Genomic DNA, 16444 nt, shown 5'->3' on the forward strand with positions numbered 1-16444 from the left:
CCGCACGGACGGATGCACGGAGCCGCCTCGCTGTAGGTAATAGAACACGACAACGCCAACCCGTTCCGTGCGGTCGGCCGGTACGGCCGCACGGAACCACCCGGACGAGGAGCCGACGTGGTGGGATGGTCGGCCGTACTGCCGCCCGATACGGCCGCCGCGGCCCTCGACCTCGTCACCACCCTGGTGGGTCGGCCGCGCTCCACCCCCACCTGTGTCGCCCCCGACCTCGCCGGCGGCGGAGCGGGGATCGCCCTGACGTACCACCAGCTGGGCCGCTGCATGCCGGGGCTGGGCTGGGACGCCGTGGCCGACGGATGTCTCTCTGCGGCGGTCAAAGGTGCCGAGCGGCTCGGCACGAGCACACCGGCGCTGTTCGGCGGTCTCGGCGGCCTCGCGTTCGCCGCTTGGTCGCTTTCTCCCGGCGACCCGGCGTTCCGTTCCCTCCATGACGGCGTCGTCCGGGAAGCGGGGCGACGGGCCCGAGCCCTCGGCGACTCGCACGGCATGCCTGTCCGGGTCTTCGACGTCATCTCCGGCGTGACCGGTACGGGCGCGTATCTGCTCGGCCGCCGCCATGAACCCGCCGTCCGTGACGCGTTGCGTGGTGTGCTCACCGCTCTCGTGTCGCTGTGCGCTGAACGGGCGGGCACACCCCACTGGTACACCCCCGCCGAGGCCTTGAGGGACGCCCGGACGCGCGAGGAGTTTCCGTACGGCGTCCTCGACTGCGGCCTGGCGCACGGCATTCCGGGACCGCTCGCGTTGCTCTCCCTGGCCCTCGACGCCGGCGTCACCGTCCCCGGGCAGCGGGAGACCGTCGCCCGTGTGGCCGGGTGGCTGGCGGCACACCGCACCGATGACGCGTGGGGCCCCAACTGGCCAGGAATGTTGCCCCCACCCGGTCGGTCCGGCCCCCGGGACCGCCGCACCGCCCGGGCCTCGTGGTGTTACGGCAGCCCCGGCGTCGCCAGAACGCTGTGGCTCGCCGGGACGGCGCTCGACGACGCCTCCTTGCGCGCCCTCGCGATGGAGGCCCTCAAAGCCGCCCTCCGGCGGCCCGCGGCGCGACGCCGCGTCGACGGCACCCCCGGTCTGTGCCATGGAGTGGCCGGGCTGCTCCACATCACGTCCCGCTTCGTGTCGGACACCGGCGACCCCGAGCTCGCGCGGGCCGCGACCGCACTCGCCCAGCAGTTGCTCACCTCACCCGCCGCGCTCTCGGCCGAAGGCCCCGGGTACCTCGAAGGCGCGGCGGGCGTGGTCCTCGCCCTGCTGGCGGCGGCCACCGATGTCGCGCCGACGTGGGACCGGCCCCTGCTCCTGGCGTGAGGGGGGTACCGGGCGCGGCCGCGCCGACAGCCGTGCGGCTACCGCACGAGGTCGCTGGGGTCGGTGTTGGCGCCGCACAACACCACAGCGACCGTCTCGCCGCGACAGGGCGCGTAGGCCCCGGACGTGAGGGCCGCCAGGGCGGTGCCCGCGGCGTGCTCGACCGCGAGGCGCCGGTGGTCCCAGAGCGACTGCCGGGCTTCGACGATGGCGTTGTCGGGCACGAGGACGGCGCGGACGTCACCGTGCTGGGCGGCCTCGAGAGCGGTGCGGGAGACGCGGCGGGCACCCAGGGAGTCCGCGGCGACGGAGTCGACCGCGACGTCGACCGGATGGCCGGCCGCCAGGGCGGCGCCGAGGGCGCGGCAGTTCTCCGGCTCGACCGCCACGACGCGCACACCGTGCTGACGGGCGGCGGTGGCGACACCGGCGAAGAGGCCCCCGCCGCCGACGGCCACGACCACGGTGTCGAGGCCGGGGAGCCGCTGGTGGATCTCCTCGAGGAGGGTGCCGGCGCCGGCCGCGATGAGGGGGTGGTCGTAGGCATGCGAGGAGAGCGCCCCGGTGGCGGCGGCGAAGTCCTGGCATGCGGCGAGCGCCTCGGCGTACTCGGTACCGGTCAGGCGCACGTCGGCCCCGTAGCCCCGGAGCTTGGAGACCTTGACGGCGGGGGCCGTCTCGGGCAGGAATACGGTGGCGGGCACGCCGAGTCGGCGGGCGGCCCAGGCGCAGGCGAGTCCGGCGTTCCCGCCCGACGCGATGGTGACCCCGGCGTCGGGCAGGGCGCCTTCCTCCCGGTGCGCGGCGAGGAAGTTGTGCGCGCCGCGTGCCTTGAAGCTGCCGGTGTGCTGCAGGTGCTCCAGGGCGAACCACATCTCGCACGGCGGACCGCCGGGTTCGCCGGGGTCGGCCGGGGCGAGGGCGACGGGCCGGACATGCCCGGCGACCCGGGTGGACGCGCGCTTGATGTCGTCGTAGGTGAGGCGCTGCACGGTGGGGTTTTCCTTCCGGCGGGGCAGGGCCGAGCGAGGCCGGCCGGTGGTCGTCCTCGCATCCTCGCAGGTCCGGCCATTGCGCCGGTGGGCGGTCCGGCCCAGCACCATGCGACCCGTGCCGGGCCCGCCCGGCCCGAACGAGCAGGCCGAAAATCGACGAACGCTCGTTCAGGATCTCGAAGGTGGGTGTGGTCGATGTGGGGCGGGGATAAACATGCCCGCCCCATACGGGGTAAGAGGGCGATCGGTGGCAGCGAGCCGCATTTTCCGTAGTCATGATGGGCCGCCCATCGGACAATGCGGGAGCTGTGGAGGTCGGGACCGGTGACAAGTCCGCGCGCGGTGGTCATCACGGGATGCTCGTCCGGGATCGGTCGTGCCGTCGCCCTGCGCCTCATCGGCCGGGGGTACGCCGTGTACGCCACCGCCCGAAGTACCGAGCCCCTGGGGGAACTTGTCGCCGCGGGAGCCGAGGTCCTGCCGGTCGATCTCACGGACCACGTGTCCATGGAAGAGTGCGTGCGCCGGGTGGAGAACAGGCACGGGGCGGTCTGGGGGCTGGTGAACAACGCGGGGTACGCCCTGGCGGGCCCGGTCGAGGAGATGGACCTGCGCGACATCCGTCAGCAGTTCGAGGTCAACGTCTTCGGGCACCTGGCCATGGCCCAGTTGGTGTTGCCGGGTATGCGGACGGCGGGGGCGGGCCGCATCGTCAACATCTCGTCCGTCGCGGGCAGGTTCACGCTCCCGGGCGCGGGCTGCTATCACGCCAGCAAGCACGCCCTGACCTCCTTCAGCGACGCCCTGCGGTTCGAGACACGCCCCTTCGGGATCCGGGTCAGCACGATCGAGCCGGGCGCCCTCCGGACCCGGTTCATCGAGTCGGCCCTGCGGCTCCTCGCCGCGCACGAGGCGCGGGACCCCGTCCACACGGCGTTCCGCGACGATCTCGCCCGCTGTTACCGGCGCGTGCAGCGCTCTCCCCGGCGGTACGGGGTCGGCTCGCCGGTGCGCGTGGCCCACGTCGTGGAGCGAGCGCTGAGCGCTCGGTCGCCCCGGTCACGTTATGTTGTCGGTGCGGCGGCCCGGGCGTCACTTGGCCTGCGGCGGACGCTGCCGGGGGCGTTGTTCGACGTGCTGGTCCGCAGCCAGCTGCCCACGCCGTGTCCCAAGCGGTGAGCGGCGTGCGGCGGTGGGGCGTACTCGGTGTCCTGTGCCTGTCCTTGATGTTGCTCGGTGTGGACCAGACGGTTCTCAACGTCGCCCTACCGGGGATGCAGCGTGAGTTGCGTCTGGGCTCGGCGCAGCTGCAGTGGGTCGTAGGCGCCCATATGCTCGCACTCGCCGCCGGGGTACTGGCAGCGGGGAACTGGGGCGACCGGCGGGGGCGGCGCACGGCACTGCTGGTGGGGCTGACGGTTTGCGGCCTGGCATCGGTCCTCGGTGCCCTGGCCGTCGGCGCGGGAGGGATCATCGCGGCCCGTGCGCTGATGGGTGTCGGTGCCGCCTTCATCATGCCGTCCACCCTCTCCATCGTGGTGGAGGTCTTCACGGACGCCGGGCGGCAGCGGCTCGCCATCACCGCATGGGCGACGGTCGCGGGGGCAGGTGTTCTCGTCGGACCCGTTCTCGGTGGATGGCTGCTGGAGTACTACTCCTGGCAGTCGTGCTTCTGGGTCAACGTTCCCTTGGTGGTGGTCGCCCTGGTGGGCGTAACCTTCCTGGTACCGCCCTGTCGGCAGGACGGGGCGCCCGCCGCCGATCCGGTGGGTCTGCTGCTGTCGTGTGCCGGCTTGTTCGCCGTGGTGTGGGCTCTCATCCAGGCGCCGGCGCGGGGCTGGAGCGACGCGACGGTGATGACCGCCGCGGTTGTCGGTCTGGCACTGCTCGTGGCGCTGATCCGGTGGGAACGACGGACACCTGCGCCGATGCTCCCCGTCGAGCTCTTCCGCAATCGCGGTTACGCCGTGTCCGCGGCGGCGCTGTCCCTGCTGTTCTTCACCCTCGTGGGCTCGACGTTCGTCCTCACCTTCTACTTGCAGGGCCTGCAGCGCATGTCACCCGTCGAAGCGGGATCGACCATGCTGCTCGGAGGGGCCGGAGTCGCGCTCGGCGGTCTGCTCTCGGCGGCCGGGGCACGCTGGACCCAGCCCAGAGGGGTCCTGGTCGTGGGCATGGTGCTGTGCGGGTGCGCCTTCGTTCTCCTCGCCGGGACCACCACCGACACCGCCATGGGCCGGCTGCACGCCTTCCTTGTCGTCATCGGCCTCGGTGTCGGACTGGCGGGCGGCCCCGCCACGAGCCTGATCATGCGGGCCGTGCCGACGGAGAAGGCCGGTATCGGCGCCGGGATGAACGACGCGGTGCGCAGCCTGGGCAGCACCTCGGGGGTCGCCGCGATCGGGTCGGTCTTCAACACGGTCTACTCGGCGCGCATGGGCACGACGGCGGACGGAACGGCCGAGGCGGCACCGGGAGCCGCCCGGGACCACTTTCTGCGCGCCGTGTCGGAAGCCGAGCACATGGTCGCCGCGGCCACCGACGGAGACACCGCCCACCGGCTCCACCACCTGGAGCAGGCCCGCCGACTGGTGGAGGACGCGGAAGACGCCTTCGTCGTCGCGCTGCAGACGACGTCCTGGGCCTGCGCCGGTGTCTGTTTCGCCGGCGCGTGTCTCGTACTCATGGCGCTTCCCCGCGAACGCCGTGCGACGGCAACCACCGGCCCCCCGACGGTCGTTCCCTGCGCGGCGACGCGGCCCGGAGCCGGGGAATGACCGCGGTGCGCACCCTGCTCATCGTCAACCCGGTCTCGACGGCCGCCGCCGCGGTCGGCCTCCCGTCGATCACGTCACCGCTCGCCGCTGTGACGAGCCTCGACGTCGCCGTCACCGCGCACCCGGGGCACGCCGGTGAACTGGCGTGTTCCGCACGCCGGGACGGGTTCCACGTGGTGGCGGTGCTCGGGGGCGACGGAACCGTCAACGAAGCGGTCAACGGTCTGCTCGCCGACGGCCCGGGGGCCGGAGTGGAGAGGCGCCCCGCCCTGGGCATCCTCCCCGCGGGAGGCATGAACGTCGCCGCGCGCTCCCTGGGCTTGCCCCCGCACCCCGCACGTGCCGTCCGGCGCCTGGCGGCAGCGGTGAGCCGGGAACGACGGACGGTCGTCAGCCTGGGCAGGGCCGATGACCGCTATTTCCTGACCGGCGCGGGCATCGGCTTCGGCGCGAAACTCATGGCCCGGGTCGACGCGGCGCGTTCGACCGGTGGGCCGCCGCCGACCTGGAGGCGTTATCTGACCGAAGGGGCCCGGGAGTTCCGGCACGCCACCGACGGGAGGGGCCCGGCCCTGCGCGTCGAAGCCGAGGACGGTGATGCGGTCGACGACGTGTGCGCCGTCCTGGTGGCCAACACCTCGCCGTACGCGTATCTCGGTCCGTGGCCCCTGTCCCCGTGCCCGCGCGCCTCCTGGCAAGGGGCTCTGGAAGGGTTCGCGCTCACCACACTCTCGGTGCCTCGCTGCACAGCCCTCATGGCCCGCATGCTGCTCGCCCCACGGCGTGAGCACAGTGGCCGGGCAGTGCGACGCTTCCGGGCGCGACGGACGTTGACGGTCACGGCCGACGCGTCGTTCGCCCTGCACGTGGACGGAGAGCCGCTCCAACGGTGCCGCCGGGTGCGTTTCTCCTCCTGCGAACGCGCGCTGGCCCTCGCGCTCTAGTCCACCTCGACGACATGCCCCACCGCCAGGCCGAACACTCACCACGGGAGTACATGTGCGCTTCACCGGCGTGCCCGATCGGACACTCGCACACCACGGCTTTGCCGCGGCACACGATGGTCACGGTGAGGTTCCCGCGCAAGGCGGCGACAGCGACGGCACGGGGCGCGGGGGCGAGCTGCCGCCTGTGGTGCGCCGGGACATGCTCCGCTTCAGCACCGCCATCGGCGCACACCTCACCGCGCTCTACCCCGACGCGGACGCCTTGGACCCGACCACCACCCGGGACCTGCTCGGGTTGGCGAAGGACCAGCGGCTCGCCCCCGCGCTCGCCGAACACGTCGCGGGCCGGCTGCACGACACCCTCGTGCGGCCGGTGCGCCATCTCATCGACGCGGGCGGACACCGGTGGCGCCCCTACCTGCTGGCCAAGGTCATCGACGTGCTGGGTGGCGACAGTGAGCGGTTCGCCCCGCTCCTGGCCGCCGGTGAGCTCATGCACACCGGGTCATTGATCATCGACGACATCGAGGACGACGCCGGCCTGCGCCGGGGCAGGGCCGCGACACACACCGTGTTCGGGACGGCTGTCGCCCTCAACGCCGGTACGGCGGCCTACTTCGCGTTCGACCGGGCCCTGCACGCCGTCCTCCCCGATGACGTGCCACTGCGCTGCGCCATCCAGGACGCGTATCTGCGGGCCTTGCGGTCCGCCCACGCCGGACAGGCACTCGACATCGTCGGGCTGCGGGAACAGATGGACGCCGCGATCGCCACGGGGGAGGCGGGCCCCCTGCTGGAACAGGTGCGCCTGACGCACCGGTTGAAGTCCGGCATTCCCGTGCGCACCGCCTTCGAGGTGGGTGCCCTGCTGGTGGGGGCGTCCCCGGAGCTGCGGCGCGGCCTCCAGCGGTTCGGGGAGGCGATCGGAACGGCCTACCAGGTGACCGACGACGTATTGGACCTCCGTGGGGTGATGCGCGCGGGAGCGCCGACGAAGACGGTGGCCGAGGATCTGCGCAACGGAAAGGTCACCATGCCACTGGCCCAGGCAGTGGCGCTGCTGCCGCGCGCGGAGATGGCAGACATGTGGCAGCGGATTCGCGGTGGTGCGGTGACCGAAGGCGCGGTTCGCGATGTGGTGTCCGTACTGGAGTCCTGCGGAGCGCTCCACGCCTGTGTGGAGGAGACCGAGCGGATGCTCCAGCCGGCGTGGACGGCCTTGCGGCCGCTGCTGCCGCACACCCGCCCGGCTCTGTTCATCCAGGCCCTGGCCCGGTTCACCGTCCGGCGAGCGCGCGTCGCCTGACGCGGGCCCGGCTAAGAACGCCTGCGCCACCGGGGCCCGACGGCGGTGGGTGCGCTCACCCCGAAGTCGTCCACCGAGTAGTCGTGCTGGGTGCCGGGGTAGCTGCGGACCTTCGGCGGGTGGTCGTAGAAGGACCGGCGCCGTGGGGGCAGGAGGCGCGAGCCGCGGGCTCGCAGGTGAAGTCCCAGCCGGGCGAGGGACGACACGGCACGCGGCTCGGGATAGGCGAACGCCCGGCGCAGCCGCTCGTCCATGAGCCCGATCACCATCGTGCGCATGACCGGCCGCAGCGGGCCGGGGACCCAGTGGCAGGCGACGCCGACCGCGTGATCGGCCACTCGGCGCCCGCCCGGGGTCGGGGCGAACCGCAGCGCCTCGTATTCCCTGTTGTAGCTTTCGAAGTCCGCGTAGTGCCCGGGGATGTCGCGGATGTTCATGCGCAGGCCCACGTTCCGGTAGAAGTGGAAAGCGGCGACGCGTTCCTGTTCGACGAGGGGGCGCCACCCGTACCGTCCGATCCATCTGATGGGTTCGAAGACGAAGGCGGACAGCGTGTACAGCAGATCGGCGTTGTCGATGGCGTACCAGCTGTGAGCCCTGTTGATCGTACTCAGGGCGGTTCTGCCCTCTGGTGAGTCGTAGCCGTACTTGGCCAGCGCCGCCATGAGGACGAGTGTGTCGTCGTAGCGACGTTGTCCCGCGTGCGCGAACTGGCCGGTGGCATCGACGAGTCCACCGATGGCGGGAACGGCGAACGTGCGCAGGAGTGCCAGCTCCAGGGCGCGCTGGTAGTCCCAGGGGAACTCCAGGCCCGAACTGATCCGATAGATGTGCGCATGGTCGCGTTCGGCGTCGAGGTGCCGGGCTCGCGCGTAGCGGTCCCCGCGCAGCACGCCCTGGAAGGCGGCCCGGCGGGACGGGGGATCGAGGTGCCTCGGTGCCATCGCGCATCCCTCTGCTCGGTCTCGCTGTCCGGTGCCGATGCTCCTCGGATCGCTGCACCCGGGGAGCCCCGTTGAGGGGATGACCATACGATCGGGCGAACCGTAGCGGCGGTCGGTCGCGCTCCGTCCGGTCGCGCCGCGGGCGCGTGGCCTGCGGTGCGACCGGACCGGGGCGATGAGCGGCGTGGGCCGCCCCTCTCGACGCCTACTCGATGACGAGATCGACCTTGATGTTGCCGCGGGTCGCGTTGGAGTACGGGCAGACCTGGTGCGCCTGCTCCACCAGGCGGGTGCCCGTCTCGCCCGCGAGGTCGGCCGGGAGCTCGACGCGGAGGGTGACGGCGAGGGCGAAGCCCGGGCCTTCCTTGCCGATGGAGACCTCGGCGGTGACGGAGGCGTCCTTGGTGTCGACCTTCGCCTGGCGACCGACGAGGCCGAGGGCACTGGCGAAGCAGGCGGCGTAGCCGGCGGCGAAGAGCTGCTCCGGGTTGGTGCCCTGACCGTTTCCGCCGAGTGCCGGGGGCATGGCCAGCGCCAGGTCGATCTGCCCGTCCGTGCTCACGGCCCGGCCCTCGCGGCCGTTGGCGGTGGCGACAGCGGTGTACAGCGCGTCCATGGAAGATCCCTTCGAGTCGGTTCGGCGGGCTTGTCCGCCCGCCGCACACCAAAAGCATCGCACACGATTGAGTTGTGCACAATCTAATTGGCTCGGGGCTACCCTGGATCCATGACCACGCCGCCCCTCCCGCTGCCGGACGACGCGGAGCTGCTCCGCCTCGATCACCAGATCTGCTTCTCGCTGCACGCCGCGTCGAGGGCCTTCGGGGGCGTCTACCGCACTGCCCTGAAGGACCTCGCCCTGACCTATCCGCAGTACCTGGCGATGATGGTCCTCTGGGAGCACGGCCCCCAGCCGGTCAAGGCCATCGGCGAGCGGCTGCGGCTCGACTTCGGGACGCTCTCCCCGCTGCTCAAGCGCCTCGAATCGGCGGGTCTGCTGCGCCGCGAGCGCAGCGCCGAGGACGAGCGCTCGGTCACCGTACGGCTCACGGAGGAGGGCGAGGCGCTGCGCGAGAGGGCGCTGTCGGTGCCGCGCCGGATCGCCGAGGCCGCCGGAATGCCGCTGGAGGACATCATCACGCTGCGCGGGCTGCTCGAACGGCTCACCGACAACCTCGACGCCGCGCAGAACGGCCGGCCGCGGTAGCTCCCCGGCCGGGCTCACGGGCGTGGGGCGATGCCAGGGAATTCGCTGGAGCGGGGGTGCGCTGCCCCGGACCCGGACCCCTTCGAATCGGGGCCGACGGGGTCACGGCGCGGGTGAGGACGTCTTCCAGGGGGCGAACGCGTTGTTCACCGACTTCATGGACGAACGCAGCTCGGGGAAGTGCCGCAGGAGCACACTGACCATGCTGTTGTTCTCGATCCAGTCGAGACCGGTCTGTGTGTACACCTGCGGCGTGTAGTCCTTGGTCAGGAAGCGGTCGCTGTTCAACCGGCGGGACGCCATGAGGACGAAGATCCTGAAAGCCGTGTCGCTGAAGGCGAAGCCCTTCGGCCGGGGCTCGGCGAACATCCCCACCATGAGGTCCACACGCTCGATGTCGCCGTCGTACACCCGGCGCAGCTCCTCGGCCCAGACCGGGTTGTCCGTGAGCGAGTCGAAATCCTTCGCGGGGGGAAGATGCAGCCGGCGCCTGAATTCGTTGTACCGCGGTACGCCGAGCTCCCGGATCCGCAGGATGTCGACCGCCCCGAGGTCCAGGAGATTGCCGTCGGGACGCTCGAACTCCTGGAGGAACCGGGGGTAGTTGTGCAGGGTCACCAGGCCCGGGTGCGAGGTGCCGAAGGAATAGAAGAGATCGGGAAGGGCGTGCTTGCCGAGAATCTTGTAGGCGTGCCGCCCCGCCAGATCCCGGAAGGTCGCCTCCTGCAGCAGGGAATCGTCCGTGACCGAGCGGAAGCTCCAGTCGTCGGGGACCAGCGGATGCATCCGGTAGACGGCCACGAACTCCTCGGTGAGGGAGTACGGGACGCCGAAGTGGTCGGTGCGCCCGCCCACGATGCCGCTGAGCACCTCGCTCGAACTGATCCGCCCCAGCAGCCGGTGCACCCGCTCACCGAGGACGCCGAACCAGTTGACGCGCATCCCGGTGACCATCGTCGGATGGCTGATGACCGCCGGCGTCCACTCGATGGTGTGAATCTTGGCGATGAGTGCCGCCGTGATCAGACGCGCCCGCTGGAAGATCTCCTCGTCCGACCAGCCGGGGTACTCGCCGCGCAGTCTGTCGCAGATGGCGTTGTGCTCCAGGATGAACAGCGTGTGCATCATGGCGAGGCCCACCCAGAACCCGGGCACGCTCGCCGGGTCCCGCTCGGGGTCGTCCGGGAACAGCGAACCGTTGCGGGGGACCTTGAGCTTTCCGTCCTCGCCCGTGCGCAGCTGCCGCTGTGCGGCCAGGTCGTCGCCGTAGAGCTGGGACGCGTCCCACCAATGCGACTTCTCGTTGATGTACGTCGGCGGCAGGCCGTCGCCGCCCTCCGGGCGGGTCGGGTCGGGCAGCGTCCGGGGAACGAGCATCGGCCGGGCGGGCCACGGGTCGTCGTCGACCAGCTCGATGTGCCAGGGGCGGTCCACCGTGCCCTGACCATGGCTGACCCAGTCCCGGATCATGAACTGCAACCACGCCGCGACCAAGGCGTTGACGGACTCCGCGGGCACGAATTCATGCCTGGTGAGGACCGCCCGGCTCACCTCGCGAGGGCTCGGCGACATGATCTGCGACTCGGTTTCGGGGGCGTTCGCCTCCGGGGGGACATTGCGTCCGAAGCGCGAACCGGCCATGCCCATACGTGGATCGCTCAGGTCGTTGTACGTGCCGTCGGCTGTGCGCTCGGTGAGGTGCCGCGGTTCCGAGGGCCCGATCGGTGGCGGATTCCGCGTTGGATAGGTGCTGGTGTCGAAGAGGTTCTTCCGACGCAGATTGTTGCGCAGACCGATGAGGGTCAGCATGCCGAGCGACTTCGGCAGGTTCTGCCAGCCGACCTTGTGGTCGACGGCCAACGCCAGCTTGTTGTGCAACTGGACGAACCAGGACGCGGTACCCCGCTCACCGGTCTCACCGGCACCTGCCGGACTCGTGCGGCCCGCTGAGCCGTCGGGAGCTCTGCCCATCGTGGAAATCCTTCCGGCGTCCGGTGCGGGTGTCGATGAAGGCGCGGTCAGTGCGTGCCCGGACGGCAGCAGATCCGCCGCTGGGCCAGAAGCGTGAGGGCGACATTGACCGTCGAGATCGCTGTGGCGGCCATCGCCGGCCGACGGGCGAGAGTCCCCTGCTGCCCGGCCCAGGCGGCTGACAGCGCGTCGCTCGCATGGATGAGCGTGCCGATGCGCAGGGCCCGGTCGAGGTCCAGCGGGTCCTTGGGACAGAGGAGCTCGGCGCCCAGGGCGACGGTGCGTACACCGAACATCCGCAGCACGTGGACCAGCGCCGGCCGGCTCGGGTCCGCCCCCAGCCGGTGGGCCACCACCTGGGGGGCCAGGAGTGCCGCGACGCCGTTGACCAGCCGGATGCCGGCCAGGCCGTAGCGCGCGATGGTGCGCCCATCCAAGGTCGTCGCCCCCTTTCCCGAGGGGTAGTGCATGCCGCGTACGACGCTAGGGCATCTCCTGTCGCTTCGCGCGACGAGTGTGCCCCCGTCACCGCCGACCGCCCTCGCCGGTGGCCGTGCAGAGATAGCCGCGTACAGAGACGAACTGCGGCAGGTCGAGACGGCGGGTGCGTAGGGGCCTTGCCTGTTCGGTGAAGGTGGAGCGATGGTCCGGGCGGGGCGCGACGAGCGGATCGGGCGAGTCGTGGAGCCCGTTGAAGTTCGGGTTGTTCAGCCAGGTGTGCTGGATGAACTCGAACTGGCGCGAGATGTTCGCATTGAGGCAGAGGAAATGCAGCCCGCGCTCGCTCCCGCCCCCCGGACCGCCGTCCGCGTAGGCCCGCCCCCGGCGCAGGATCCGGTGCCGTCTGCCGATCGCGACCGATTCGGCGGAGCCCGGCCGGGGGTCCAGCGAGTCCCGCGGGTTGGCGCGGCGGACGTGCGCGCCGAGGGGGCAGTGCAAGCCGTCCCGGTCGGTGGCGAAATAGCCGAAGTCATTGTCGCCCCTCACGAGCCACCGGGTGCGTGGATAGCCCAGCCCGTTGCTGAAGACGGCGTTGAGGCCCCAGGCGACCTTGTCGATGAAGTCGTCCATGTAGCTTTCCAGGCTGCCGTCGTAGTTGCTCGCGAAGATCACCCGCCGTTTGCCGTCGGTGAACAGCCAACGGGCGAAGTGAATGGTCCCAGGTCAGGTACGCCGATCGGTGAAGTACAGGGAGAAATTGAGGACCCTGTGTCGCCCCCAGTAGACGATTCCCAGGTAGAGACGGGGGCCGATCTGGCGGATCTCGTCACGTATCCGGTGGGCGACGACAGAGGTGCGGGAGTAATCCAGGACGATGCACTCGCCGTCGTCCAGCAGGCTCGAGTTCCGGTAGACCTGCGCGCGTACCGCCCGCACACCGAGGGGCGTGACCCGGTTGCGCAGTCCGCCGCCGTCGCGGTCGAAGACCTTCCCCCGCCACGCGAGGAGACGTGCCAGCGCGGCCACCGCCTTGGACACCTTCGCACCCCGTGCCACCAGCACAGTGCCGCGCCCTTCGCCTCGAGGTATCTCCCCGGGAGGACTGGCGCGGAACAGCCGGTCGAGCTCCGACCGCGACATGGTCAGCAGCTCATCGACGTCCGCCCCCGTGTCGTGGCCCATCACACACCTCCAGGGCGGCCCCACGCATCACGCCGTCCCCTGCCCGCGTCCAGGCGCGGATCGCTCGCCAGCACCATCGTATTTCGGTTCACATTGACCGGCATGTCACAGCCGTCGCTCATCCATGTCGTCCCCTGAAACTGGTAAGACACTACAAAACTTCATGACCCACTTCCGTGGACCGCCGCACATGATCACCCTCAGTTCCCCTGGCAGGGTTGACGATGAGTCGATACCTCCCCGCAAGCATCCGAGCGGGGAGTTGTATCTCTACTACAAGGGGGTTCATCCGTGAACGCTGGCACCAACCATGTGGTGGTCACCGGCCTGGGGGCCACGACGCCGCTCGGCGGGGACGTCGCTTCGACCTGGGCGGCGATGCTGGCCGGGCAGTCCGGGATCAGCCGTATAGCGGAGGAGTGGGCGGCCGACTTTCCCGTGCGGATCGCGGGCAGGCTCAAGGCCGAACCGGCGGAGGTCCTGGACCGGGTGCAGGCCCGCCGCATGGACCGCTGTGAGCAGATCGCGCTCGTCGCCGCCCGTGAGGCATGGGCCGACGCGGGTCGCCCCGACGTCGATCCGGAGCGGCTGGCTGTCGTGATCGGCACGGGCACGGGAGGTGCGTTGACCCTTCTGGGCCAGGACGACATTCTTGAGTCCTCCGGAGTGCGGCGCGTGTCTCCCCACACCGTCCCGATGCTCATGGCGAACGGTCCCGCCGCGTGGGTCAGCATCGACCTCGGCGCCCGCGCCGGGGCCCACACCCCGGTCAGCGCCTGCGCGTCCGGGGCCGAGGCCATCGCGATGGGAATGGACCTGATCCGGCTCGGCCGGGCCGACGTGGTGGTGGCAGGCGGAACCGAGGCCTGTGTCCATCCGCTGCCGCTCGCCGGATTCGCCCAGGCCAAGGCCCACTCGCGGCGCAACGACGATCCCCAGCGGGCGTCCCGGCCGTTCGACGTGGACCGCGACGGCTTCGTCATCGGTGAGGGATCCACCGTGGTGGTCCTGGAGCGCGCCGAGTTCGCCGCCGCCCGGGCGGCCCGCGCCCACGCGACACTTGCCGGGGCCGGCGTCACCTCCGACGCCTACCACATCACCGGCGCACATGCCGACGGCCAAATACGCGCCATACGCCAGGCGTTGACCGCCGCCGGGCTGTCCCCGCTCGACATCGAGCACGTTCACGCCCATGCGACGTCCACGCCCCAAGGCGATCTCGTCGAGGCCGAGTCCATCACCGAAGCCATCGGCACCCACCCGGCCGTCACCGCGACCAAGTCCATGACCGGCCACCTCTTCGGAGCGGCGGGAGCGATCGGCGCCCTCGCCGCGATCCTCGCGGTCCGCGACGGCGTCATCCCCGCTACGCAGAACCTCGACACCCTCGACCCGCGGGTGAAGCTCGACATCGTCACGGGCGGGCCCAGGCGAGGAGGGCTGAAGGCAGCGCTGACGAATTCCTTCGGCTTCGGCGGTCACAACGCCTCGCTCGTCTTCACCCCTGCTCCCTGACCCGAGACGGAAGGCATACTGCGCGGTGCCGAGCTCCGGACGTTTGCGGTCGCCGTCCTTCCAGCGCCGGAAGAGCTCGACCCACTCGTCGGGCCATGGGCCGGCCGCCGTCGTCGAGGCCGGCACCGCCGTCACGTCGAAGCGCGCGGTGCCGGAGGTCGGGTGGTGGCCCGGCGGTCCGTGGCCTCCAGCGTGTCCGGTGGCAGGGGCGTCGGGGTCCGCCGCCGAGCGCGCACGCAGGATGCCGACCGCGTGGATGGATTCACTGAGCTGACCGTCACTCAGTTCGTCGATGTCCTGAAGGCGCTTGGGCATGGTTGTGTCTCTCCAGCCGCGAACGAACCTAGACGAGCCGACGGCAGGTGGGCGGCACGCGTCCGAACGTGGGCGTGGCACCCGGCCCCGGTCTCCCATTGGCGTACTCCACACAGCGCCCGGGCCCGTGGGGGAGTGACGCTTGCAGCACCGACTTGGAGGTGTGCTGTGTCTCAACTACGCAGCAACGGCATCAGGCTGTTGCTCCGCCTTACGGCCCTGACGGTTGCTCTGCTCGCTGTATTGACGTCGCCGGTCTCCCTGGCGGAGGCCACCGGTACGGCCGAACCGGTGGCACGCCAAGCCGCGCCCGCGCGCGGATTCAAGCACCCGGGGGTGTTGGTGAGCAAGGCTCAGCTCGACCGCCTCCGCAAACGAGTCAAGGCAGGCGGTGAGTGGCGGTCGTCGTTCGCCGCGATGCGCCACAGCCGGTACGGGTCGCTCGGCTACACCGCGATGCCCGTCCGGGTCGTGGAGTGCCCGCCGGACGACCGGCCCGGTTACGGGTGCGTCGAAGAACGGCAGGACGCGATCGCCGCCTACACCCAGGCGCTCCTCTGGTACGTCACCCGGGACCGCGCGCACGCCCGCAAGGCCGTGCAGATCATGGACGCCTGGTCCGCCGTGCTCAAGGACCACACCGACGGCAATGCCGGCTTGCAGGCGGCATGGGCCGGCAGCTCCTGGGCGCGGGCCGCGGAGATCATGCGGCACACCTACGGCGGCTGGCCGCGCCACCGGGTGCGGCGGTTCGCCGGGATGCTGCGCACGGTCTACCTCCGCGAGGTGACGGTCACCGCACCGGACTACAACGGGAACTGGGACCTGGCCATGACCGACGCCGCCATGGGGATCTCGGTGTTCCTCGACGACCGGCGCGGTTTCAACCGGGCCGTGCGCAGGTTCCGGGCCCGCGTCCCGGCCTACTTCTACCTCAAGTCCGACGGACCCCTGCCCAAGCGCCCGCCGGGCGGCCACATCAGAACCCCCGACAGGATCAGGGAGTACTGGTTCGGGCAGCGGCGGTTCGTCAACGGCCTCGGCCAGGAGACCTGCCGGAACTTCACCCACGTCGGCTACTCCCTCGCGGCCACCGCCCACATCGCGGAGACCGCCTGGCACCAGGGCCTCGACCTCTACGGCGAGGTCGGCAAGCGGATGCAGGCGGCGCTCACCCTCCACGCCCGGTACCAACTGGGCGCCAATGTGCCGCATTGGCTGTGCGGCGGGAATCTGGACCTCGACATGGGGCCGGACACCGAGGTGGCCCTCAACCACTTCCGCAACCGGCGGGGCATCTCGATGCCCCAGGCCCAGCGGGTCGCCCAGCGACTGCGCGACGAGGGGACGGACGACCTCTTCGTCGCCTGGGAAGCCCTGACCCACGCGAAGAACCGCTGAGCGCGGTCGTTGCTGTCTGGGTGTGCCGGAGGGCGGCGGCACCTGGTGGGTGCTGCCGCCCTTGGGCGTGTGGGGGTCGACTCCTGTGCCGGTTTTTTAGTAGGCGGAGTT

General features: G+C 71.0%; 15 protein-coding genes. 8 read left to right on the top strand and 7 right to left on the bottom strand.

Translation table 11 applies throughout. The features are described from left to right. Window positions 1-117: 117 nt before the first annotated feature. Window positions 118-1332, top strand: a complete 1215-nt coding sequence (locus tag ACZ53N_RS30070; protein WP_469143960.1) for a lanthionine synthetase C family protein — start codon at window positions 118-120, stop codon at window positions 1330-1332. A gap of 38 nt (window positions 1333-1370) precedes the next feature. Here ACZ53N_RS30070 and ACZ53N_RS30075 read toward each other — a convergent pair whose 3' ends face one another. Further along, a complete protein-coding gene (locus ACZ53N_RS30075; RefSeq protein ID WP_469143961.1) occupies window positions 1371-2324 on the bottom strand; it encodes a threonine/serine dehydratase in 954 nt (317 codons plus the stop codon). Window positions 2325-2651: 327 nt separating this feature from the next. Between ACZ53N_RS30075 and ACZ53N_RS30080 the strand changes: the two genes are divergently transcribed. From ACZ53N_RS30080 to ACZ53N_RS30095, 4 genes are all read left to right on the top strand, one after another. Next, entirely contained in the window at window positions 2652-3506 is an 855-nt protein-coding gene (locus tag ACZ53N_RS30080; RefSeq protein WP_469143962.1) for an SDR family NAD(P)-dependent oxidoreductase, read from the top strand. 5 nt (window positions 3507-3511) lie between these two features. Then, complete coding sequence (locus tag ACZ53N_RS30085; RefSeq protein WP_469143973.1) at window positions 3512-5104, top strand: MFS transporter; 1593 nt, start codon at window positions 3512-3514, stop codon at window positions 5102-5104. Then, window positions 5101-6048: a diacylglycerol/lipid kinase family protein gene (locus ACZ53N_RS30090; RefSeq protein WP_469143963.1), complete on the top strand. Its 948-nt coding sequence runs from the start codon at window positions 5101-5103 to the stop codon at window positions 6046-6048. Before ACZ53N_RS30085 ends, ACZ53N_RS30090 begins: the two co-directional genes overlap by 4 nt. 202 nt (window positions 6049-6250) lie before the next feature. Beyond that, window positions 6251-7357, top strand: coding sequence for a polyprenyl synthetase family protein (locus ACZ53N_RS30095; protein ID WP_469143964.1), 1107 nt, complete (start codon window positions 6251-6253; stop codon window positions 7355-7357). A gap of 11 nt (window positions 7358-7368) precedes the next feature. On the opposite strand, the gene ACZ53N_RS30100 is transcribed toward ACZ53N_RS30095, so the two are convergent. Then, a complete protein-coding gene (locus ACZ53N_RS30100) occupies window positions 7369-8301 on the bottom strand; it encodes an oxygenase MpaB family protein (RefSeq protein WP_469143965.1) in 933 nt (310 codons plus the stop codon). A gap of 205 nt (window positions 8302-8506) precedes the next feature. Next, window positions 8507-8917, bottom strand: coding sequence for an organic hydroperoxide resistance protein (locus ACZ53N_RS30105; protein WP_184737562.1), 411 nt, complete (start codon window positions 8915-8917; stop codon window positions 8507-8509). A 111-nt stretch (window positions 8918-9028) separates the two neighbouring features. On the opposite strand from ACZ53N_RS30105, the gene ACZ53N_RS30110 reads away from it, so the two are divergent. Next, the gene (locus ACZ53N_RS30110) at window positions 9029-9508 is read left to right on the top strand and encodes a MarR family winged helix-turn-helix transcriptional regulator (RefSeq protein WP_469143966.1); all 480 of its coding nucleotides are present in this window, start codon (window positions 9029-9031) and stop codon (window positions 9506-9508) included. Window positions 9509-9610: 102 nt separating this feature from the next. Here the strand turns inward: ACZ53N_RS30110 and ACZ53N_RS30115 are convergent, their stop codons facing one another. The 4 genes from ACZ53N_RS30115 to ACZ53N_RS30130 form a co-directional block, all read right to left on the bottom strand. Continuing rightward, window positions 9611-11479, bottom strand: coding sequence for a peroxidase family protein (locus ACZ53N_RS30115; protein WP_469143967.1), 1869 nt, complete (start codon window positions 11477-11479; stop codon window positions 9611-9613). A gap of 47 nt (window positions 11480-11526) precedes the next feature. Beyond that, window positions 11527-11916, bottom strand: coding sequence for a hypothetical protein (locus tag ACZ53N_RS30120; RefSeq protein WP_469143968.1), 390 nt, complete (start codon window positions 11914-11916; stop codon window positions 11527-11529). 88 nt (window positions 11917-12004) lie between these two features. After that, the gene (locus ACZ53N_RS30125; RefSeq protein WP_469143969.1) at window positions 12005-12592 is read right to left on the bottom strand and encodes a hypothetical protein; all 588 of its coding nucleotides are present in this window, start codon (window positions 12590-12592) and stop codon (window positions 12005-12007) included. Window positions 12593-12643: 51 nt separating this feature from the next. Next, window positions 12644-13102, bottom strand: a complete 459-nt coding sequence (locus ACZ53N_RS30130; protein ID WP_469143970.1) for a hypothetical protein — start codon at window positions 13100-13102, stop codon at window positions 12644-12646. A gap of 291 nt (window positions 13103-13393) precedes the next feature. Here ACZ53N_RS30130 and ACZ53N_RS30135 point away from each other — a divergent pair, with 291 nt between their 5' ends. Both ACZ53N_RS30135 and ACZ53N_RS30140 read left to right on the top strand, forming a co-directional pair. Continuing rightward, complete coding sequence (locus ACZ53N_RS30135; RefSeq protein WP_469143971.1) at window positions 13394-14617, top strand: beta-ketoacyl-[acyl-carrier-protein] synthase family protein; 1224 nt, start codon at window positions 13394-13396, stop codon at window positions 14615-14617. Window positions 14618-15100: 483 nt separating this feature from the next. After that, window positions 15101-16333, top strand: a complete 1233-nt coding sequence (locus ACZ53N_RS30140; RefSeq protein WP_469143972.1) for an alginate lyase family protein — start codon at window positions 15101-15103, stop codon at window positions 16331-16333. Window positions 16334-16444: the final 111 nt, after the last annotated feature.

It is taken from the genome of Streptomyces sp. NPDC033229 (genome assembly GCF_055576875.1).